This window comes from Burkholderia sp. MSMB1072, from assembly GCF_001524725.1.
In the GTDB taxonomy this organism is placed as follows: Bacteria; Pseudomonadota; Gammaproteobacteria; order Burkholderiales; family Burkholderiaceae; genus Burkholderia.
The window spans coordinates 81,770-102,017 of sequence record NZ_LOYC01000056.1; the positions used below are offsets into that span (position 1 = coordinate 81,770).

Sequence of the window (20,248 nt, forward strand, 5' to 3'; positions counted from 1 at the left end):
GTGTCGAACAGCGCTGGTACAATCGCGCCGATGCGCCGGGCGGGCCGCCCGCGCGCCCAACCTTCGAATTCCCGTATGGCAACCCCCGACGCCGTCAGTTCCGAACAATCGTGGTGGGGCGTTCTGGCCCTGGCACTCGCCGCTTTCATCTTCAATACCACCGAATTCGTGCCCGTCGCGCTGCTGAGCGCGATCGGCGACAGCCTGCAGATGCAGCCGACCGCAGTCGGCCTGATGCTGACGATCTACGCATGGGCCGTTGCCGTCGTATCGCTGCCGCTGACGTTCGTCACGCGTCACGTCGAGCGCCGCAAGCTGTTGAGCGTCGCGCTGCTGGTGTTCGTCGGCAGCCACGTCGTGACCGGCGTCGCGTGGAATTTCACGGTGCTGATGATCGGCCGGCTCGGCATCGCGTGCGCGCATGCGGTGTTCTGGTCGATTTCGGTCCCGCTCGCCGTGCGGCTCGCGCCGAGCGACCGCAAAAGCCGTGCGCTCAGCCTGCTCGCGATGGGCTCGGCGATCGCGATGGTGGCCGGGATTCCGCTCGGCCGCGTGATCGGCGAGGCGTTCGGCTGGCGCGTCACGTTCCTGATCATCGCGGGCGCGGCAGGCGTCGCGTTGCTGTTGCTGCGCGCCACGTTGCCGTTGCTGCCGAGCCAGGGCGCAGGATCGCTGAGCAGCATCGGGGTGTTCCTGCGCAAGCCGGCGCTGGTCGCGCTGTACGCGATCACCGTGCTCGTCGTGTCCGCGCACTTCACGTCGTACACGTACATCGAACCGTTCGTGCAGAGCGTCAACCATGCGAGCAGCAGCCGGATCACGTACGTGCTGATCCTGTTCGGCGTCGCCGGCCTGCCGGCCGCGGTCTGCTTCAATCGCCTCTATCCGCACCGGCCCGACGATTTCCTGCTGGCGTCGATCGTCGCGCTGTCGGGCTGCCTGCTGATCCTGTTCCCGTGCGCGCTGAACGTCGTCACGCTGTCCGTGCACACGCTGGCGTGGGGCGGCGCGATCGTCTGTTTCGGGCTGGCGATGCAGGCGTGGGTGCTGAAGCTGGCGCCGGAGGCGACCGATCTGGCCGTATCGATCTATTCCGGGCTGTACAACGTCGGCATCGGCGCCGGCGCGCTGCTCGGCAACCATATCGCGGGCGACTTCGGGCTGCCGTGGATCGGCACCTTCGGCGGCGTGGTCGCGATCTTCGCGGCCGGAATCGCGTGGCTCGCGTTGCGGCTGCATGAGCGGCGGGCAGCGGCTTAGGGCTTCGTCCCGAATCGTCGATGCGGCCCGTCGTGCCGGATCCCCGCCGCATCGAGCTGCCGAAGTTTCGCGTACAGCGTCGTGCGTGAAATGCCGAGTTGCCGCGCGGCCGCCGACACATTGCCGTCGTGCTCGTCGAGCGCGCGGCGGATCGCATCGAGCGACTGTTCGTGCAGGCTCGTCTGCGGACTGGCGGCCGGCGCCGGGTTGCATACGTCGGCGGCTTCTTCCAGCACATCGGCCTGACGCGCGGGCGTCGCGCGATCGAGCGGCGCACGCACGGTGCGCACCCATACGTGGCTACCGTCGTCGCGCGCGATCCGCTGCGGCGTGCGCGACGGTGTCAGCAAGCGACGCTGCTGCGCGGGCGTCGCGCCGGGAAACAGTTGCCGGAGATCGTACGGCCCGAGCGGCCCGTCCGGCGCGAGATCGAGCATGCGGCGCGCCAGCCGGCTCACCGCGCGCACGCGGCCCGCTGCGTCGAGCGCGACGACGCCGGCGAGCGGCGTGCCGAGCCAGCGCGCGTCATGCTGAACCTGCAGCAGATGGCAGTCGCGCAGCATCGCATAGAGCCGCTGCTCGGCGGACAGCGACGCGTGCCGGAACGACTCGCGCAACTGCGCGACGTTGCGCCGGCCGACGCCGGTGATGTCCAGCGCGCCGATCACTTCGCCGTCGAAGCCGACCAGCGGCACCGCGAGACAGAACACCCGCGAAAATGCGTCGAGATAGTGCTGCGCGCCCGCGACGACGGTTTCGGCGCCGTCGTGGATCACGCAGCTCGGGGCGGTCGTGCCGATGTTCGGTTCGACGATCCGGCGTCCGGCGACGATCGGCGTGAGCAGCGCGTCGTCGCATTGCGGGCTGCGCCGCACATGGACGATCGTGCCGTGCGGATTGACGCACATGATCGTCCATTCGCTGCCGCCGAATGCGGCCCACAGCGGTTCGATTTCCTGCGCGACGCAGCGGATCAGCCGCCGGTCCGCGCGCGATTCGTCGAGTTCGCGCTGCATTTCATAGCGGGCGGCTTGCCACGGCCGCAGCCCGGCGTCGCGCGAACGCAGCCACGAGCGCGCGACGCTGGCCGGCAAGGCCGTTTCCGGCAGCGGCTCGCCCGCGGCGAAGCGGGCGCGGAGCCGGTCGAGGTCGACCGGCCGTGAAAGGGATTCGGGGGCTGGCTTCACGCTGCGCTCCAGTTGGGTCGATGTCCGGGCCGGTGTTGCCGGCCCGGCGTGTCGCGCGAATGCGTAATATAGCCCGGTGCCCGAAGCCGGGTATTTTCGTTCCCGGCAACGGCGCCCGCCGCATGGCGCCGACTGGCGTCGGCGGGCGGCCGGCGGTGCCCCCAACTAGTGCGGCAAGCGCAGGATCGGCTTGAGCGTGCTCCCGTCGCTGCTGTCCGCCGCCGCTTGGTTGATCTGGTCGAGCGGATAGAACTTCACCAGCCGGTCGAACGGAAACCGCCCTTGCAGGTGCAGTTGCACGAGCTGCGGGATGAACGTCTGCGGCACGCTGTCGCCTTCGACGATGCCGCGGATCGTGTGGCCGCCGAGCAGCAGGCTGTTCACGTCGAATTCGGCCTTCGTGCCGAGCTTCGGCGCACCCACCACGCCCATCGTGCCGCGCGAGCCGAGCGCTTCGATCCCTTGCGACAGCACGGCCGGCAGCCCGGTCGATTCGAGCGCGAAGTCGGCGCCGCCGCCGGTGATCTCGCGGATCGCGTCGACGACGTCGACTTCCCGGCTGTCGATCGCGTGCGTCGCGCCGAGCTCGAGCGCCAGCGCGAGCCGCGACGGCACGATGTCGACGGCGATGATCGTCGTCGCGCCCGCGATGCGCGCGGCCATCACGGCGCTCATGCCGACCGCGCCCGCGCCGAAGCTCGCGAAGCTGCTGCCCGGGCGCACCGCGAGCGAATGGATCACCGCGCCGGCGCCGGTCTGGATCCCGCAGCCGAGCGGGCCGAGCAGCTCGAGCGGCGCTTCCTTCGGCACCTTGATCGCGTTGTTCTCGCGCGCGAGCGCGTAGCTCGCGAACGACGACTGCGCGAAGAAATGATCGTGCAGCGGTTGCCCCGCTTCGTCCCGGATCGCGGTCTGCCCGTCGGCGTCGGCGCCGCCGAAATTCAGCGCGAAGAACTGCCGGCAATACGCGCCGTGACCGCCGACGCACGACGCGCAGTGGCCGCACGCGCCGTAGGTCAGCACGACGTGATCGCCCGCGGCGAGCGTCTTCACGTTCGGGCCCACCGCCTCGACCACGCCGGCGCCTTCGTGACCGAGCACGGCCGGCAGCGGCACCGGATAGTACTGGTCGCGCACGATCAGGTCGGTATGGCACAAGCCGGTCGCGACGACGCGCACCAGCACCTCGTCGCCGCGCGGCGCGCGGATCCGTGCCGCTTCGATCGAGAAGGGCGCGCCGGCGGCGCGCGCGACGGCCGCGGTGACGGCGCGTGTATCGTGTTCGGTGTACATGGTCGGTCTCCTCGTCAAATCGGATAGAGCGGCGCTTCGCCCTTGATCGTCAGCCACTGCCACTGCGTGAATTCTTCCCAGTTTGCCGCACCGCCGATGCTCGAGCCATTGCCCGACGCGCCGACGCCGCCGAACGGGTTGATCGCCTCGTCGTTGACCGTCTGGTCGTTGATGTGCAGCAGCCCGGTGTTCAAGCGCTCGCCGATGCGTAGCGCGCGGCCGACGTCGGCCGACAGGATCGCCATCGACAGCCCGTATTCGGTCCGGTTCGCGAGCGCGATCGCGTCTTCGTCGGTATCGAACGGCACGACGACCGCCACCGGCCCGAAAATCTCCTCGTCGAAAGCCGGATTGCCCGGCGCGACGCCGCTCAGCACGGTCGGCTCGAAGAACAGGCCGCGATGGCCGCCGCCCGTCTCCACGCGTGCGCCCGCGCGGCGCGCCGCGTCGATCAGGTTCGCGGCATGGTCGCGTTGCGCGGCGTTGATCAGCGGGCCGAGGCCGACGTCGCCGGCGGCCGGGTCGCCGACGCGCAGGCTGCGCGCCTTCTCGACGAGCTTCGCGACGAAGCGATCGTGAATCGCGCGCTGCACGAGCACGCGGCCGGTCGCCATGCAGATCTGGCCTTGATGCAGGTACGCGCCCCATGCGGTGTTGGCGATCGCGCGGTCGAGATCGGCATCGTCGAGCACGATCAGCGAGTTCTTGCCGCCGAGTTCGAGCGACACCTTCTTCAGGTGACGGCCCGCCGCTTCGCCGACCTTGCGCCCGGCCGCGGTGGAGCCGGTGAACTGGATCATCGCGACGTGCGGATCGGCGACCAGCGCCGCGCCGGCCGCGCCGTCGCCGGGCAGCACGTGCAGCACGCCTTCCGGCAAGCCGGCGAGCTCGAACACGCGCGCGATCGCGACGCCGCCGCACACGGCGGTGCGCGGGTCGGGCTTCAGCACGACCGCGTTGCCGAGCGCGAGCGCGGGTGCGACCGCGCGCATCGCGAGGTACAGCGGGAAGTTGAACGGCGAGATCACGCCGACCACGCCGCGCGGGCGGCGGCGCGCGAGCGACAGCCGGCCGGCTGCGGACGGCAGCACTTCGCCGGCCGCGCGCGATGGCAGGCCGGCTGCTTCGTGGAGCGCCTTGATCGTGACCGACGTTTCGAATGCCGCCTTCGCGCGCGTCGAGCCGCTTTCGCGCACGAGCCAGTCGACGATTGCGTCGAAGTGCGTTTGCGCGACGGTTGCGGCGCGGCGCAGGACCGCTGCGCGCTCGTCGTAGGGGAGGGCGAACCATGCGGGCTGGGTGCGGTGGGCGGCGGCCGATGCTTCGGCGATGGCCGCGCCGTCGGCGAGGCCGATGCGGCCAAGCGTGTTGCCGGTCGCCGGTTCGATCACGTCGGCCGCGTGCGGGCTCGCGTGCCAGCGGCCGGTGAAGGTCTTGCCGCGCCAGACGTCGGGGTCGAATAGGGCGGGGTGGGTGCTATCCATGTGCGCTCCTGGGGAAATTCGGATCGGCCGGGGCGGGTTTTTGCTTGGGTGCTGGCCGGCATGCGCGGGAGGGTAGGCGGGGGCGGAGTGGCGGGCTATCCGGGTTTCTTCCCACGCGCGGAGGGCGCGTGGATTGGGAGGTGTTTGCGATTATGTGTGCGGAAATTGAACAGTTGCTGTGGAGTTTTTGCCGCATGCTGTCGGATAACACGCAGATATCGTTGTGCGGTACGACCTATTCCGCGTCTGAAGGCTCGGCGCGCAGCTGCGCCGAGATAGACGTATGCGCTTCATGCTTCTTCGGCGCGGCGGTTGCCGACCCATTGCAGCCACACACCCGACTCCGGCGAATGCTTGCTTTACTGCCAACTTCGGTCGTCCTGCCTACAAGCGAACCATTGAGGTGGAACTTACTGCCCCTTCTTTGGACGTCAGAGCAGTCTTTCTGATTCCGTCGCTTACTCATTTCTCGCCAACTCGACCTCCCCCATTGCCAGTGCCTGTTTTAAGAGAAGTGCATTGCGGATCCCGCGTGGCAAGACCGCCAAGAACGCAGCCATTAGGCCATGGCGCCAGTGGCCATGGGACGTCAGCACGTGCCCCAGTTGTGACAGCGCAGCATGTGCGGCCTGTTGTGGAGGGATGGTGATGGCCGCTGGTTCGGTGCCTGCAGCCATGGCCGTGGCCATTACGGTGGGCTGGAAGGACAGCACATCCAACTGATCGCGATACTCATAGGCCAGTGGAATGCTCAGGTGGTCGATAAATGCCTTGCATGCCCCATAGAGCTGAGTGCCAGGCCAGTAAAATCGGCCGACGATGGAGCCCACGTTCAACAGCGCCGCACGCCGTCCGGTGGACGCGGCATGGCGCAACAGGAGCGGAAGCAGCGTGTATGTCACGATGGCCGTTGTGCTGACATTTACGGCCAGCAAATGGCGCAGGGTCTTGGGCGGTACATCGCCATAGCGCCGATGCACCGTGGTGCCCACGCAATTGATGAGCACCGACAAATCAACATCCTGGGCAACAGCGACCAGGGATTCGTAGGTTTGCGGGGCGGTGTTCGACAGGTCTGCTGCCACAGTGCGAACTTGAACGCCCAGCGCCTGCATTTCCTCTTTTAATCGGTCGAGTTTGGACTGCGTGCGCGATACCAGAATCAGGTTGAAGCCGTGGCGCGCCAGATCCTGTGCGAAGGCTTTGCCCAGTCCATCGCTGGCCGCGGTGATGAGCGCCCAGCTTCCGGGGCCAAAACGCTCGGCCAGGTGCTCTCCATTCAACCGCTGTGGTAGCCAAAGATAGAGCCAAAGCCAGCGGGCCAGCCCAACCAGTGCCCAGATTAAAAGTGCCGCGCCGCCCAATTGCAGTACAACAGACGCATCAATCGCCATCGAAGGTTCTCCGGAATATGTGGGAGTCGTTATACCGTCGCTCTACTTCCGTCAGGGAGATACGCTCGATGAGGCCCAACGAAAGTCGTGATGGGCCGATGGTGCGCGGTCGATGCAATGCTGTCATTTACAAATGTTCAGAACGCCTGTGATCCCGGGCCGGATTTCAGTCTTCGCCGAATGCGGCTCAAATGCACCGGGGTCACGCCCAGATAGCCCGCCAGAATGTGCAGCGGAATCCGTGCGAGCTTGTCCGGCTGGGATACCAGCATGGTCTGGTAGCGCTGTGTCGGCGTTTGGGCGATGGCGGTCGTGTAAAGATTGATGTACTCGACGAGTCGCTGTTGCGTGAGCGCCAGCAGTTCGGATGGCATGGTCGCATGGGACTGAAACTTGGTCAGCACCGTATCCCGATGCAGCACACGCAACTGGCATGCTTCCATAGTGATCAGTTCAAGTCCGCTAGGGCAACCGCTCAGCATGCTTTCCAGCGAGCAAACCATGTCATCTTCGAAGAAGAACTGAACTGTAGTTTCCGCACCTTCGGCATTGCGCACACAGAGACGCACTGCACCGGACTGAATGAGGTACAGGTATTTGGCGACCTCGCTCGCACGCAACAGTGGCTTATTGGCATCGACATGGACGTCTTCGCCGAATTCAAAAAAATAGTCGCGTAGGACAGTGTTTACGTGCATGAGTCGCAATATGGCACAGGCCAGATCGAGTCGCAAATGCCGTACTCATGACGGCGAGGGAGACATGTTAAGACGATGGATCAGCCCTTTTGAATCCATTGCTGAGACCTGAAGTAGCGCTCGCGGGGCGAATGCTCGCGAACGTGATCAAATTGGACATCAACCTGCCAGAGTAAAGGACAGCTCTTGGCCGATGGCTGGCCCAGATCGAATCCCGACGAGTCGTTGGAATTCTCTACTCCCCAGCCACCCCCGTATTCGGCTCACCGATGATCGCGCCCATTTCCGTTCGTGCCTTTTGCGGCGTTTTTCCTGTCCATGCGTGGAACGCCCGAGCAAAGGAATTGGAATCTTCAAATCCCAGTAGAAAAGAGATCTCGGCGCCGCGTATCAGCGGCCGGTTTGGTGGCCAAGCTATGACAGCTCCTCGTACTGAGTCCCAGGACGATGCCCGACGTCCCGGATGCAGTCACTTTTGATGCCAATCATCGCGACCGATGCCATAGACGCAATCACATTCGTCGTATGCCTCGTCGATTGACATATATAAATGATCAGAGGTCGGAAATGGCGCGTCCAGGGATTCGTACCGCATCAGTAGAAAGACTCCGTCGTCGAGTTCTTCAATCGCGACTTTCGCGGTCGTGCCCTGGCTTTCCCCTCGGCCATCAAGGGATTTCCGTGTTGGTGCCCAAATCAGCATAAGCGGCTCGTATTCGTTGAACGCAGTGTTTTCAGGTGCGTCATCAGGGGTTGTGCACTTGCCTCCCAGGATTGTCGACGGTCTAGGCAATCTATCGACCAACTTGAACTGGCGGACTCTCCTCCGTCCCTGTTGGTCAGAGCGATGCTTCTGGCGGAAAATCTTCATAAGACTTCGGGGCATAGCCCCAGACTCTGGCAACGCCACATCTCGCCTCAAGCTCCAAGCCAATTTCTGTGAGCTTACTCAAGATAAGCACTGAGTGATCGATCGTCTCGTGCCTGACCAAAGCCTGCTCACGCAATCCGATATCAATCCACTCAACTCCCACGAATGGAAACGGCAGGTGGTAGAACCACTCGACATCCTATGCGGATACATGGCCATTGACCCACTTTGAACGGTAGGAAGGTCGCCACCCGTCCAGACCGCGCATGAAAGAAATTAGCTCGTTCCATTTCGTGTCATTGGCCAACGCCCCTGCAAACTTGTTGCGCACTTGGGATTGAATTTTTGCCTTGTTGATACCACGTGGCACGGCATCAGCCATAGGAAGCTTTGATTGCATGTACTCACCTGATTCAGTCGCGGGACGCGATACGCTTTCACACGATTGTCGACTATCTAAGCACCGGAGTCGAGTGACTGAAACTAGCCAATAGCTGCCGTCGATTTCTGATGAACGATAAGCATCGACGACGAAGATCGATAACCGCTTATCCACTTCCTTCCTGTCGTTCGGGGAAACCAAAACCGAACGCCGGCGCGTCCCGCGCCACCGTTTTCCCATCAGGAAAACCCTGATCGACCCAGGCCGGCCGCCGATTTCGGCCGGTTTTCCCGCTGCAGAAAGCAGCTGCATCGCGCTCTCACCCAAGCGATATCCCGCCCCCCGCGACCGCGCCCCAGCAAGCCTTCCAGCCCGCATACCCAACCAAATCAGGTATGGTGCAACGCAATATTCCGCATCTTGACCGGCATTTCCATACCCATCAGGTATCAAAAATCCCGACCAAAAGTATTGGACGCTCCATTTCCCCGCCGCGTATAAATCCGTCCCATGAACTCCCCCCACGCAGCGAGCCCCATGTCCTCCGCCACCATCGAACGCATCGAAACCCGCCTCGTCGATCTGCCGACGATCCGTCCACACAAGCTGTCGGTGGCTACGATGCACGGCCAGACGCTGATGCTCGTGAAGGTGTTCTGCAGCGACGGCGCGATCGGTATCGGCGAAGGCACGACGATCGCCGGGATGGCCTACGGCCCGGAAAGCCCGGAAGCGATGAAGCTCGCGATCGACGCGTACCTCGCACCGGCGATCGTCGGCAAGGACGCCACGCGCGTCCAGACGCTGATGGCGTTCGTCGGCAAGCTCGCGAAGGTCAATCACTTCGCGAAGAGCGCGCTCGAAACCGCGCTGCTCGACGCGCACGGCAAGCGGCTCGGCGTGCCGGTCAGCGAATTGCTCGGCGGCCGTCGCCGCGATCGCCTGCCGGTCGCGTGGACGCTCGCGTCGGGCGACACGGCCACCGACATCGCCGAAGCAGAACGGATGCTCGACCTGCGCCGCCACAACGTATTCAAGCTGAAGATCGGCGCGAAAGCGCCGGAAACGGATATCCGCCACGTCGCCGAGATCAAGAAGGCGCTCGGCGATCGCGCGTCGGTGCGCGTCGACGTGAACATGGCGTGGAGCGAAACGCAGGCCGCCCGCGCGATTCCGGCGCTCGCCGATGCGGGCTGCGAGCTGGTCGAGCAGCCGGTGGCGTCCGCGGCGGCGCTGGCGCGCCTGATGCGCCGCTTCCCCGTCGCGCTGATGGCGGATGAAATCCTGCAAGGCCCCGACAGCGCATTCGACATCGCGAAGCATCACGGCGCGGACGTGTTCGCGATCAAGATCGAACAGAGCGGCGGCCTCTTCGCCGCGCAGCGCGTGGCCGCGATCGCGGACGCGGCTGGCATCGAGCTGTACGGCGGCACGATGCTCGAAGGTGCGTTCGGCACGGTGGCGTCCGCGCACCTGTTCGCGAGTGTCGCGAACCTGCAGTGGGGCACCGAGCTGTTCGGGCCGTTGCTGATCACCGAAGAAATCCTGACGCAGCCGCTGGATTACAGCGACTTCGAACTGACCGTGCCGGACGGCCCCGGTCTCGGCATCGCGCTCGACGAGGACAAGGTCAGGCGCTTCACCCGCGACGGGCTGACGAAAGTCGTGCGGTAATCGGGTCAGGCAAAGACCGTCATTCCCCCAAATACACGTGGAGACAGCATCATGAGCGTCAAAGTTTTCGATACCAGGGAAGTGCAGGACCTGCTGAAGGCCGCGTCGAACGCGGGCGCGAACGGCACGAAGGGCGACGCGCGCACGCAGCAGATCGTGCTGCGCCTGCTCGGCGACCTGTTCAAGGCGATCGACGATCTCGACATCACGCCGGACGAAGTCTGGGCCGGCGTGAACTATCTGAACAAGCTTGGTCAGGATGGCGAAGCAGCGCTGCTCGCGGCCGGCCTCGGTCTCGAGAAATATCTCGACATCCGGATGGACGCCGAGGATGAAGCGATCGGGCTGAGCGGCGGCACGCCGCGCACGATCGAAGGGCCGCTGTACGTGGCCGGCGCACCGGTGCGCGAAGGCGTCGCGAAGATCGACCTCGATGCCGACGACGGCGCAGGCCCCCTCGTGATCCACGGCACGGTCACGGGCCTCGACGGCAAGCCGGTGGCCGGCGCGCTCGTCGAGTGCTGGCACGCGAACTCGCATGGCTTCTACTCGCACTTCGACCCGACGGGTGCGCAGAGCGATTTCAACCTGCGCGGCGCGGTGAGGACGGGTGCGGACGGCAAATACGAATTCCGCACGCTGATGCCGGTCGGCTACGGTTGCCCGCCGCAGGGCGCGACGCAGCAACTGCTCGACCGTCTCGGCCGCCACGGCAACCGCCCGGCGCACGTGCACTTCTTCGTCGACGGTCCCGGTCACCGCAAGCTGACGACGCAGTTCAACATCGACGGCGATCCGCTGATCTGGGACGACTTCGCGTATGCGACGCGCGAGGAGCTGATTCCGCCCGTGGTCGCCAGGACCGGCGGCACGGCGCTCGGCATGAAAGCCGATGCGTACCAGGACATCGAGTTCAACTTCGTGTTGACGCCGCTGGTGCAGGGCCGGGACAACCAGATCGTCGAACGCCCGCGCGCTTCCGCCGCGGCATAACCGCCGGCGGCTCGGGCGGCGCGCGTGCGCCGCCGCTGCCGGCCGGTCCCCCGAGATTCAACCGATACCGATGCGAGCGTGCTTGCAGGACGCGGCACGCGCATGGAAGGAGCCATCATGTCCGTCACGATCGACCACACCGACACACTGGATCACCTGCTCGAAACCGCCGTGCAGGATGACAAGGAGGCCGGCATTTTCCGCTGCCGCCGCGACATCTTCACGAACGCGGAACTGTACGAGCTCGAGATGAAGCACATCTTCGAGGGCAACTGGGTGTATCTGGCGCACGAAAGCCAGATTCCGGACAACAACGATTACTACACGACGTGGATCGGCCGCCAGCCGATCGTCATCACGCGCGACAAGACCGGCGATCTGCACGCGGTCATCAATGCGTGTGCGCACAAGGGCGCGATGCTGTGCCGCCGCAAGCACGGCAACAAGGGCAGCTTCACGTGCCCGTTCCATGGCTGGACCTTCTCGAACACCGGCAAGTTGCTGAAGGTGAAGGACGAGAAGACGACCGAGTATCCGGTGCAGTTCAACACGCACGGCTCGCACGACCTGAAGCAGGTCGCGCGCTTCGCGAACTATCGCGGCTTCCTGTTCGGCAGCCTCAACGCGGACGTGTTGCCGCTCGAAGATTACCTCGGCGAAGCGCGCGTGATCATCGACCAGATCGTCGACCAGGCGCCGAACGGGCTCGAAGTGCTGCGCGGCAACTCGTCCTACATCTACGAAGGCAACTGGAAGATGCAGATGGAGAACGGCTGCGACGGCTATCACGTCAGCACCGTGCACTGGAACTATGCGGCGACGATGGGCCGTCGCAAGGAAGACGGCACCAAGGCTGTCGATGCGAACAGCTGGAGCAAGTCGGTCGCGGGCGTGTACGGCTTCGACCACGGCCACATCCTGCTGTGGACCCGGACGATGAACCCGGAAGTGCGGCCCGTGTACCGGCACCGCGACGAAATCCGTGCGCGCGTCGGCGACGTGCGGGCCGATTTCATCGTGAACCAGACGCGCAACCTGTGCGTGTACCCGAACGTGTTCCTGATGGACCAGTTCAGCACGCAGATTCGCGTGGTGCGGCCGCTCGGCGTCGACAGGACCGAGGTCACGATCTTCTGCTTCGCGCCGAAGGGCGAGAGTGAAGCGGATCGCACGACGCGGATTCGCCAGTACGAGGATTTCTTCAACGTGACCGGCATGGGCACGGCCGACGATCTCGAGGAGTTCCGCGCGTGCCAGGCCGGCTATGCGGGCATCACGGCGATGTGGAACGACCTGTCGCGCGGCGCGCCGCTGTGGATCGACGGGCCGGACGAGAACGCGAGAAGGATGGGGCTGAACCCGCGTATTTCCGGCGAGCGCAGCGAGGACGAAGGGTTGTTCGTGTGCCAGCACGAACACTGGGTGAACGTGATGCGCGATGCGCTGAAGAAGGAACGCGGGGAGGTGGCGGCATGAGCTTCGATTACCGGACGATTTGCGCGGCGCTGTATCGCGAAGCGCGCCTGCTCGACGATCGCGCGTGGGACGAATGGCTGACCTGCTACGCCGAGGACGTCACGTACTGGATGCCCGCGTGGGACGACGACGATCGCCCGACCGACGATCCGACCAGCCAGATCTCGCTGATGTACTACGCGGACCGCGGCGGCCTCGAGGATCGCGTGTTCCGGATCAAGACCGAGCGCAGCGGCGCATCGACACCCGAGCCGCGCACCAGCCACAACGTGACGAACGTCGAGGTGCTGGCCGAGCGCGATGGCGAGGTGGACGTGCGCTACAACTTTCACACGCTGAACCACCGTTACCGCGTGACCGATCACTTCTTCGGCACGATGTTCGTCACGTTGCGCAAGGTGGGCGACGCGCTGCTGATCTCGCACAAGAAGATCGTGCTGAAGAACGACTACATCCGGCAGGTGCTCGACGTGTACCACGTCTGACGCCGATCGTTTCGACAGGAAGGAAAGGGAGGCGACGTCATGTCCACCTACAAGATTGCACTGAATTTCGAGGACGGGGTCACCCGCTTCATCGACTGCAAGGCTGGCGAGAAAGTGCTCGACGCGGCCTTTCGCGCGAAGATCAACCTGCCGATGGATTGCTCCGACGGCGTGTGCGGCACCTGCAAGTGCCGCGCCGAAAGCGGCCGCTACGATCTCGGCGACGATTACATCGACGACGCGCTCACCGAGGACGAGAAGGACGGCGGCCTCGTGCTGACGTGCCAGATGGTGCCGCAAAGCGATTGCGTGATCGCGGTGCCGACGTCGTCGGTCGCCTGCAAGACCGGGCAGAGCAGCTTTGCCGCGACGGTCGCGAAGGTCGAGCAGCACAACGATGCGGCCGTCGTGCTCGAACTCGATGTCGGCGCGAGCGCGTCGGTGTTCCTCCCGGGCCAGTACGTGAACATCGGCGTGCCGGGCAGCGGCCAGCACCGCTCGTATTCGTTCTCGTCCGCGCCGGGCGACGCGAAGGTGGGCTTCCTGATCAAGAAGATTCCCGGCGGCGTGATGAGCACGTGGCTCGAATCGGCGCGGCCGGGCGACACGCTCGAACTGCACGGGCCGCTCGGCAGCTTCTATCTGCGCGACGTACAGCGGCCGCTGCTGTTCCTCGCCGGCGGCACGGGCCTCGCGCCGTTCCTGTCGATGCTCGACGTGCTCGCGCGCAGCGGGTCGCAGCAGAAGGTGCATCTGGTGTACGGCGTCACGCGCGATCTCGATCTCGTGCTGGTCGACGCGATCGAGGCGGTGGCGGCGAAGCTGCCGAACTTCAGCTTCGCGACGGTCGTCGCGGACGCCGCGTCGAGCCATCCGCGCAAGGGCTGGGTCACGCAGCACATCCCGGCCGACGCGCTGAACGACGGCGACGTCGACGTGTATCTGTGCGGGCCGCCTCCGATGGTCGATGCGGTGCGCCAGTATTTCGACGACGCAGGCGTGAAGCCGCACAGCTTCCACTACGAGAAGTTCACCCCCAACGTCACGGCAAAGGCGGCATGACCATGCAACGATTCTCCGGCAAGGTCGTCGTCGTCACCGGCGCGGCGCAGGGCATCGGTCGCGGTGTCGCGCTGCGCGCGGCGGCCGAGGGCGGCAAGGTGCTGTTCGTCGATCGCGCGGATTTCGTGGCCGAGGTGGCCGCGCAGGCGCCGGGCGGCAATACGGCCGGCTTCGTCGCGGATCTCGAGACGTACGACGGCGCGCATGCGGCGATGGCGTGCGCGGTGCAGGCCTTCGGCGGCATCGACATCCTGATCAACGGCGTCGGCGGCGCGATCCGCATGCGGCCGTTCGCCGAGTTCGAGCCGGCACAGATCGACGCGGAAATCCGCCGTTCGCTGATGCCGACGCTCTATGCGTGCCATGCGGTGCTGCCGCATCTGATCGCGCGCGGCGGCGGCACGATCGTCAACGTCTCGTCGAACGCGACGCGTGGCATTCGCCGCGTGCCGTACTCGGCGGCGAAGGGCGGCGTGAACGCGTTGACGTCGGCGCTCGCGATGGAATACGCGGAACACGGCATCCGCGTCGTCGCCACCGCGCCCGGGGGGACCAACGCGCCGCCGCGCCGCGTGCCGCGCAATGCGGCCGGCGACACCGAGCAGGAACAGGCGTGGATGGCCGAGGCCGTGCGGCAGGTGACCGAATCGACGTACTTCAAGCGCTACGGCAGCCTCGACGAGCAGATCGCGCCGATCCTGTTCCTCGCGTCGGACGAGGCGAGCTACATCACGGGTACGGTGCTGCCGGTCGCGGGCGGGGATACGGGTTGAAGGGCGCGCCTGCCGAGCTGCTTGCCTCACGGGGGCATGTGCCGCGGCAGGGCGCGCGACGACGGCCGTCACATAACCGGCCGGCGAGCCCGGCCACGGAGACATTCATGAGCAACCGAGAAGCGATCATCCCGGCCGGCATGGAAGCCGTGTACGAAAAAATCGGCTATGCGCCGGCGATCAAGGTCGGCGATACCGTTTACGTATCCGGCCAGATCGGCCGCGACGCGGCGATGCAGTTGATCGAGGGCCGCGAAGCCCAGATCGTGCAGGCGTTCGAGAACCTGCGGCAAGTGCTGGAGGCGGCCGGCGCATCGTTCGACGATGTGGTCGATCTCACGACGTTTCACACCGACATGCGCGACCTGCCGCTGTTCATGCAGGTACGCGACCGCTATTTCCATGCGCATCCGCGGCCGGCGTGGACCGCGACCGGCGCGCACATGCTCGGCGGCTCGCCCGGCTATATCGTCGAGATCAAGGCGGTGGCGGTGCTGGCACGCTGATTCGGTTCGTCGCCGAACGCTACTTTGCGTCCTCCGGCGTGAGGGGTGGTGATGTCGACAGGTGACGCAGCCGGCTGCTGCTTGGCGACGAAACCGACACCCTACTTGTGAATCGCCCCCCGCAACCGCTTCACATCCCGCTCCGACACCGGCGCGGCCCGATTTCCCCACGCACCGCGCACGTAGCTGACCACCGCGGCGATCTCGCCGCTCGTCAGCGCGCCGCGCATCGCCGGCATCCGCTGCACCGGCCCCGTCTTCCCGGGCGCGGGCCGCGCGCCTTCGACCACGATCCGGATCGTGCTGGTCGGATCGGCCGCGAGCACGATCGAACTGCCCGCGAGCGCCGGCCCGCGATCGGGGACGCCTTTGCCTTCGGCACCGTGGCAACGCGCACAGAACCCCGCATACACGCCGGCCCCCGGCGCCTGCTGGCCGCTTTCCGGACGAGGGCCGGCCACCGTCAGCCGCGGCACGCCGACCCCCACCGGATTCGTCGCGGCAGTCGGTTGCGCCGGCAACGACTTCAGGTACACCGCGATCGCATGGCGGTCGGCATCCGTCAGCAACGCGGTGCTTTCGCCGACGACCGGCGCCATCGCGCCGAACACCGCACCGCGCGCCGCATGGCCGCTGCGCAGGAATGCGGCGATGTCGTCGGCCGACCAGCGGCCGAGACCGTCCGGGTCCGCGCCGGTCAGGTTCGGCGCGAACCAGTGATCGTTGATGCCGCCGGTGAGGAACGCGGGGCTGCGCTCGTCGTAGCCGCGTTCGTTGTAGGCCGGCCCGCGCGGCGTATGGCAGGCGCCGCAATGGCCGAGCCCCTGCACGAGATAGGCGCCGCGATTCCATTCCGCCGATCGAGACGGCTGCGGCGCGAACCGGTCGCGGTTCGCGAATGCGAGACTCCACAGCCCGAGCGCCCAGCGCTGGTTGAACGGAAACGGCAACTGCGTGAGCTTCGCCGCGTTCGGCGAAGGCGCGACGCCGCGCATGAAATACGCATACAACGCGCGCACGTCGTCGTCGCTCAGGTGCGCGAGCGACGGGTAGGGCATCGCCGGATACAGCCGGCTGCCGTCCGCACGCACGCCGCGCCGCAACGCATCGTCGAACTGGCGCAGCGTGTAGTGGCCGATTCCGTGCGTCGGGTCCGGCGTGATGTTCGGCGCATAGATCGGCCCGAACGGCGAATTCACCGGCTGACCGCCCGCGTACGGCGTATGGTCGGCCGCGTCGTGGCATGCGGCGCAATCGCCGGCGAGCGCGAGGTAGCGGCCGCGCGCGAGCGTCGCGGCGTCGGCGCTCGCGGCAGCCGCGGCGATCGTCGGGCGGCGGGCGGTCGAAGCGGAAGCGGCATGCGGAGGATGGGCGGCCGCGCCAGATGCGCCGGAATCCGCCGCCCGCGACCGGGAAAGGCGTGGGTCGTCTCGCGCGCGAGCGGACATCGACGCGCCGGCATCGGCCGCCGACGTGCGAATCCGCACGAACCGCCAGCCCGATGCTGGCTCGGGCGCTTGCGCCGCCGACGCTGCGCCGGCCGTGTCCGCAGCGGCCGCGTTGTCGTCGCGCTGCATGTCGCATCCGCCGAGCGCGACGCATATCGCGACCGCTACCGCGGCGCCCGCGCGGCGGCCCGGCACGAAGCACGGAGCGAACGAGATCAGCGCCATGGGCTGCAAGGCCCCACGAAAGCGGTGACGATCCCCGTAAACACCAGACCGATCACGAAGCCGAGCGCGGCGAGCATCCCGCAGCGCGCGAGAAAGCGCGTACTGTCGTCGCGCGTCGCGACGGGCGCATCGGCATCGCGCCGGTGCCGCCACGCGCGCGCGAGCCACGTTGCGCAGGCCGCGGCCAGCGCGAACGCGCCCGCGGCGATCAGCGCGAGCCACACGCCGACGTGCGCCCAGCGCGGCGCGGCCTGTGCGACGCCGAGCGGATAGCACGCGGTGGACGCGAGCGTCTCCGACACGAGCATCTGCGCGAACCAGAGCGCGGGCGCGCCGACCAGGCCGGCCGCGATCGCGAGCAGCGGTGTCCACGCGCGGCGTGCGTCGTTCATCCGGTACTCCTCAGCCAGAATGGCGATACGTACAGCGCGGTGAAGATGAACAGCCACACGATGTCGACGAAGTGCCAGTAGAGCCCGCCGACCGTCAGCGCGACGCGTCGCTCGCGGCCGAAGAAACCGGCGGCCGTCCACCCGGCGAGCAGCGCAAGGATCGCGAGGCCGGCCACGACGTGCGCGAGGTGGAAGCCGGTGATCGTGAAATAGAGGCTGCCGTACAGATGCGCGGTCGGGCCGTACGGATGGTCGCGCCATTCGTGCCACTGGACCAGCGCGAACGCGGCGCCGAGCACCAGCGCGACGACGAGCATCGCGACCGCGCGCACTTGCCGGTCGGCGCGCACCGCGCGTTCCGCGAGCCACACGAACACGCTGCTCGACAGCAGCACGACCGTGTTGGCGGCCGCGAGCCCGATCTTCGGCATTCCTTCGGGCGGCCACGGCGCGGACCATTGCGACTGCAGGTAGAAGTAGCAGAACAGCAGGTAGCCGAACAGCCCGGCCTCCGTCACGATCAGCGTGAGCACGCCCCACCAGCCGCCTGCGCGCTCGCCGCAACTGCCGACCGGCAGCGGCTCGATGCACGCGGCCGGGGCGCCGGCCGGCGCCGTCGCCGACGGCGGCTCGTCCGGATGCGACCCGGCGGCCGCGGCGGGCGCCTGCGTGTCGGCGCGGGCCGGCAGGCGCGCGCGCTGCCCGAGCGTGCGGCGCGGCCACAGCCACGCGGCAGTGGCGATCGCGCAACCGGCGACGGCCGCGCAGACGAGGGTCGGCGAGCGCGCGAGCATCGCCGCGAACACGGCGGTCGCCAGCAGCGCGAGCACGAACGGCACGCAACTGTCTTCGGGCATCTTCAGGATCGCGCTGGGTGCCGCGGCGAGCGGCGTGACCGCGAGCGCCTCGCGCCCGTCCGCGAGCCGGTAGCCGACCCGCAGGCTGGTGCGCGCCGGATCGTCGCGCGTTTCCCACAGCGGATGCCGCGACGCGACGAGCGGCAGCACCGCGAAGTTGTACACCGGCGTCGGCGACGCGACGGACCATTCGAGGCCGGCCCCACCCCAAGGGTTGTCGCCGGCGCGCGCGCCGCGCCGCGCGCTCACCAGCGCATTGACGACGAACATCGCGATGCCGATCCCGAACACGAACGAGCCGATCGTCGTCAGCAGGTTCGACGTGTCCCAGCCCATCCCGGACGGATAGGTATAGATGCGGCGCGGCATCCCGAGCAGCCCGGACACGTGCATCGGAAAGAAGCCGAGATTGAAGCCGACCAGCACGACCCAGAAGGTCCAGCGTCCGAACCGCTCGTTCATCATTCGCCCGGTGAACTTCGGGAACCAGTACGTGACGCCGCCGAGCACCGGAAACACGTTGATGCCGAGCAGCACGTAATGCAGGTGTGCGACGACGAAGTACGTATCGGTGAGCTGCCAGTCGAGCGGCACGGCCGCGGTCATCACGCCCGACACGCCGCCGATCACGAACATCAGCACGAAGCCCGCGAAATACAGGAACGGCGTGCGGAACACGGGGCGGCCGGTCCAGATCGTCGCGATCCACGCGAACACCGCGACCGCGCTCGGAATCGAGATCAGCATGCTCGCGGCGCCGAAGAACGCGAGCGCGAGCGGTGCGATGCCCGTCGCGAACATGTGGTGGACCCACACTTCGAAGCCGATCAGCATCGTCGCGACGGTCGATACCGCGACGGCCTCGTATGCGACGAGCGGCCGCCGGCAGAAGGTCGGCAGCGCGTCGGACACGATCCCCATCGCCGGCAGCACGACCACGTAGACCCACGGATGCGCGAACATCCAGAACAGGTGCTGCCACAACAGCGGCCGGCCGCCGTGCGCGACGTCGAAGAAGTGCGTGCCGGCATTGCGGTCGAGCCACAGCAGCAGGAACGCGAGACTCACCGACGGCACCGCGACCAGGTTCGCGACCGACGCGGTCAGCGTGCCCCACACGATGATCGGCAGCCGGTCGATCGACATGCCGTGCGCGCGCATCCGCAGCAGCGTGACGACGAAGTTCGCGGCGCCGCCCGTCGTCGAGATGCCGAGCAGGATCATCCCGAGCGCATAGATGTCGATGTTCGCACCGGCGCTGTAGTCGAGCGACGTGAGCGGCACGTAGTTGAACCAGCCGCCGTCCGGCACCGCACCGAGCGGAAAGCTCGCATACAGGAACAGTCCGGCGAACAGGAACGCCCAGTACGAGAACGCGTTGAGCCGCGGAAACGCCATGTCGCGCGAGCCGAGCATCAGCGGCCACAAGTAGTTCGCGAAGCCGGACAGTACCGGCAACGCGTACAGGAAGATCATCGTGACGCCGTGCATCGTGAACAGCGAATCGTATTGCGCGGGCGTGAGCAGCGTCGCGTTCGGCCGCGCGAGCTGGATGCGCATCACGAGCGCCTCGACGCCGCCCAGCAGCAGGAAAGCGAACGCGGTGACGATGTAGCGCAACCCGATGCGCTTGTGATCGACGGTGCCGAGCCAGCCGCGCCAGCCGGGTTCGGACTCCCATTGCTCGGCCAGCGCGCGCTCGTGCGCGGAACCGGGCGGCGCTTCGCCGAGATCGGGTACGCGGCTGAGCGGGGTGGGCGTGTCGCGGGCAATGGCCATCGGCATCCT

17 protein-coding genes and 1 pseudogene are annotated in these 20,248 nt (G+C 66.7%); 8 read left to right on the forward strand and 10 right to left on the reverse strand.

Annotated features, from left to right (window positions below; translation table 11 throughout):
- Nucleotides 1–75 precede the first annotated feature (75 nt).
- A complete protein-coding gene (locus WS89_RS25215; RefSeq protein ID WP_059499291.1) occupies nt 76–1,260 on the forward strand; it encodes a sugar transporter in 1,185 nt (394 codons plus the stop codon).
- Here WS89_RS25215 and WS89_RS25220 read toward each other — a convergent pair.
- The 7 genes and pseudogenes from WS89_RS25220 to WS89_RS34870 all read right to left on the reverse strand — a co-directional run bounded on the left by WS89_RS25220 (nt 1,257) and on the right by WS89_RS34870 (nt 8,947).
- Nucleotides 1,257–2,447: a helix-turn-helix domain-containing protein gene (locus WS89_RS25220; RefSeq protein WP_257128221.1), complete on the reverse strand. Its 1,191-nt coding sequence runs from the start codon at nt 2,445–2,447 to the stop codon at nt 1,257–1,259. The genes WS89_RS25215 and WS89_RS25220 overlap by 4 nt on opposite strands.
- Before the next feature lie 165 nt (nt 2,448–2,612).
- Nucleotides 2,613–3,740 (reverse strand): NAD(P)-dependent alcohol dehydrogenase, encoded by a 1,128-nt coding sequence (locus tag WS89_RS25225; protein WP_059794194.1) that lies wholly within the window; start codon nt 3,738–3,740, stop codon nt 2,613–2,615.
- A gap of 14 nt (nt 3,741–3,754) precedes the next feature.
- Nucleotides 3,755–5,224 carry a benzaldehyde dehydrogenase gene (locus WS89_RS25230; protein ID WP_059794196.1) on the reverse strand — a complete coding sequence of 490 codons (1,470 nt, stop codon included), beginning with the start codon at nt 5,222–5,224 and terminating at the stop codon, nt 3,755–3,757.
- Between the two features lie 458 nt (nt 5,225–5,682).
- Nucleotides 5,683–6,618, reverse strand: coding sequence for an SDR family oxidoreductase (locus WS89_RS25235; protein ID WP_059794198.1), 936 nt, complete (start codon nt 6,616–6,618; stop codon nt 5,683–5,685).
- Between the two features lie 137 nt (nt 6,619–6,755).
- Entirely contained in the window at nt 6,756–7,352 is a 597-nt protein-coding gene (locus tag WS89_RS25240; RefSeq protein WP_257128222.1) for a Crp/Fnr family transcriptional regulator, read from the reverse strand.
- Between the two features lie 433 nt (nt 7,353–7,785).
- Nucleotides 7,786–8,019, reverse strand: a complete 234-nt coding sequence (locus tag WS89_RS34445) for a hypothetical protein (protein ID WP_156440611.1) — start codon at nt 8,017–8,019, stop codon at nt 7,786–7,788.
- A 136-nt stretch (nt 8,020–8,155) separates the two neighbouring features.
- Nucleotides 8,156–8,947, reverse strand: a pseudogene (locus tag WS89_RS34870) (DUF6678 family protein).
- 159 nt (nt 8,948–9,106) lie between these two features.
- Here WS89_RS34870 and WS89_RS25245 point away from each other — a divergent pair.
- From WS89_RS25245 to WS89_RS25275, 7 genes are all read left to right on the forward strand, one after another.
- On the forward strand, nt 9,107–10,243 hold the full coding sequence (locus WS89_RS25245) for a muconate/chloromuconate family cycloisomerase (RefSeq protein WP_059794200.1): 1,137 nt from the start codon (nt 9,107–9,109) through the stop codon (nt 10,241–10,243).
- A 51-nt stretch (nt 10,244–10,294) separates the two neighbouring features.
- On the forward strand, nt 10,295–11,236 hold the full coding sequence (gene catA, locus WS89_RS25250) for a catechol 1,2-dioxygenase (RefSeq protein WP_059794202.1): 942 nt from the start codon (nt 10,295–10,297) through the stop codon (nt 11,234–11,236).
- A gap of 117 nt (nt 11,237–11,353) precedes the next feature.
- Entirely contained in the window at nt 11,354–12,712 is a 1,359-nt protein-coding gene (locus tag WS89_RS25255; protein ID WP_059794598.1) for a Rieske 2Fe-2S domain-containing protein, read from the forward strand.
- Entirely contained in the window at nt 12,709–13,197 is a 489-nt protein-coding gene (gene benB, locus WS89_RS25260) for a benzoate 1,2-dioxygenase small subunit (protein WP_059499297.1), read from the forward strand. The genes WS89_RS25255 and benB overlap by 4 nt, the downstream gene beginning before the upstream one ends.
- Before the next feature lie 39 nt (nt 13,198–13,236).
- On the forward strand, nt 13,237–14,259 hold the full coding sequence (gene benC / locus WS89_RS25265) for a benzoate 1,2-dioxygenase electron transfer component BenC (protein ID WP_059794204.1): 1,023 nt from the start codon (nt 13,237–13,239) through the stop codon (nt 14,257–14,259).
- The gene (gene benD / locus WS89_RS25270; protein WP_059794205.1) at nt 14,256–15,032 is read left to right on the forward strand and encodes a benzoate diol dehydrogenase BenD; all 777 of its coding nucleotides are present in this window, start codon (nt 14,256–14,258) and stop codon (nt 15,030–15,032) included. Before benC ends, benD begins: the two co-directional genes overlap by 4 nt.
- Before the next feature lie 107 nt (nt 15,033–15,139).
- Nucleotides 15,140–15,538 carry a RidA family protein gene (locus tag WS89_RS25275; RefSeq protein ID WP_059794208.1) on the forward strand — a complete coding sequence of 133 codons (399 nt, stop codon included), beginning with the start codon at nt 15,140–15,142 and terminating at the stop codon, nt 15,536–15,538.
- Nucleotides 15,539–15,639: 101 nt separating this feature from the next.
- On the opposite strand, the gene WS89_RS25280 is transcribed toward WS89_RS25275, so the two are convergent.
- Genes WS89_RS25280 through ctaD form a run of 3 tightly spaced genes read right to left on the reverse strand, consistent with a single transcriptional unit; the run spans nt 15,640 to nt 20,239 of the window.
- Nucleotides 15,640–17,211, reverse strand: coding sequence for a c-type cytochrome (locus WS89_RS25280; RefSeq protein ID WP_059794210.1), 1,572 nt, complete (start codon nt 17,209–17,211; stop codon nt 15,640–15,642).
- Nucleotides 17,202–17,603 (reverse strand): hypothetical protein, encoded by a 402-nt coding sequence (locus tag WS89_RS25285; RefSeq protein WP_059499302.1) that lies wholly within the window; start codon nt 17,601–17,603, stop codon nt 17,202–17,204. The genes WS89_RS25280 and WS89_RS25285 overlap by 10 nt, the downstream gene beginning before the upstream one ends.
- Nucleotides 17,600–20,239: a cytochrome c oxidase subunit I gene (ctaD, locus tag WS89_RS25290; RefSeq protein ID WP_059794601.1), complete on the reverse strand. Its 2,640-nt coding sequence runs from the start codon at nt 20,237–20,239 to the stop codon at nt 17,600–17,602. The genes WS89_RS25285 and ctaD overlap by 4 nt, the downstream gene beginning before the upstream one ends.
- Nucleotides 20,240–20,248 lie beyond the last annotated feature (9 nt).

Bases quoted from the DNA above. Each gene is read 5' to 3' on its own strand.
- WS89_RS25280 (WP_059794210.1), bottom strand. From the start codon at position 17,211: ATGGCGCTGATCTCGTTCGCTCCGTGCTTCGTGCCGGGCCGCCGCGCG.
- WS89_RS34445 (WP_156440611.1), bottom strand. From the start codon at position 8,019: ATGCTGATTTGGGCACCAACACGGAAATCCCTTGATGGCCGAGGGGAA.
- benD (WP_059794205.1), top strand. From the start codon at position 14,256: ATGACCATGCAACGATTCTCCGGCAAGGTCGTCGTCGTCACCGGCGCG.
- WS89_RS25285 (WP_059499302.1), bottom strand. From the start codon at position 17,603: ATGAACGACGCACGCCGCGCGTGGACACCGCTGCTCGCGATCGCGGCC.
- WS89_RS25235 (WP_059794198.1), bottom strand. From the start codon at position 6,618: ATGGCGATTGATGCGTCTGTTGTACTGCAATTGGGCGGCGCGGCACTT.
- WS89_RS25230 (WP_059794196.1), bottom strand. From the start codon at position 5,224: ATGGATAGCACCCACCCCGCCCTATTCGACCCCGACGTCTGGCGCGGC.
- WS89_RS25255 (WP_059794598.1), top strand. From the start codon at position 11,354: ATGTCCGTCACGATCGACCACACCGACACACTGGATCACCTGCTCGAA.
- catA (WP_059794202.1), top strand. From the start codon at position 10,295: ATGAGCGTCAAAGTTTTCGATACCAGGGAAGTGCAGGACCTGCTGAAG.
- WS89_RS25215 (WP_059499291.1), top strand. From the start codon at position 76: ATGGCAACCCCCGACGCCGTCAGTTCCGAACAATCGTGGTGGGGCGTT.
- ctaD (WP_059794601.1), bottom strand. From the start codon at position 20,239: ATGGCCATTGCCCGCGACACGCCCACCCCGCTCAGCCGCGTACCCGAT.
- benC (WP_059794204.1), top strand. From the start codon at position 13,237: ATGTCCACCTACAAGATTGCACTGAATTTCGAGGACGGGGTCACCCGC.
- WS89_RS25245 (WP_059794200.1), top strand. From the start codon at position 9,107: ATGTCCTCCGCCACCATCGAACGCATCGAAACCCGCCTCGTCGATCTG.
- WS89_RS25275 (WP_059794208.1), top strand. From the start codon at position 15,140: ATGAGCAACCGAGAAGCGATCATCCCGGCCGGCATGGAAGCCGTGTAC.
- benB (WP_059499297.1), top strand. From the start codon at position 12,709: ATGAGCTTCGATTACCGGACGATTTGCGCGGCGCTGTATCGCGAAGCG.
- WS89_RS25225 (WP_059794194.1), bottom strand. From the start codon at position 3,740: ATGTACACCGAACACGATACACGCGCCGTCACCGCGGCCGTCGCGCGC.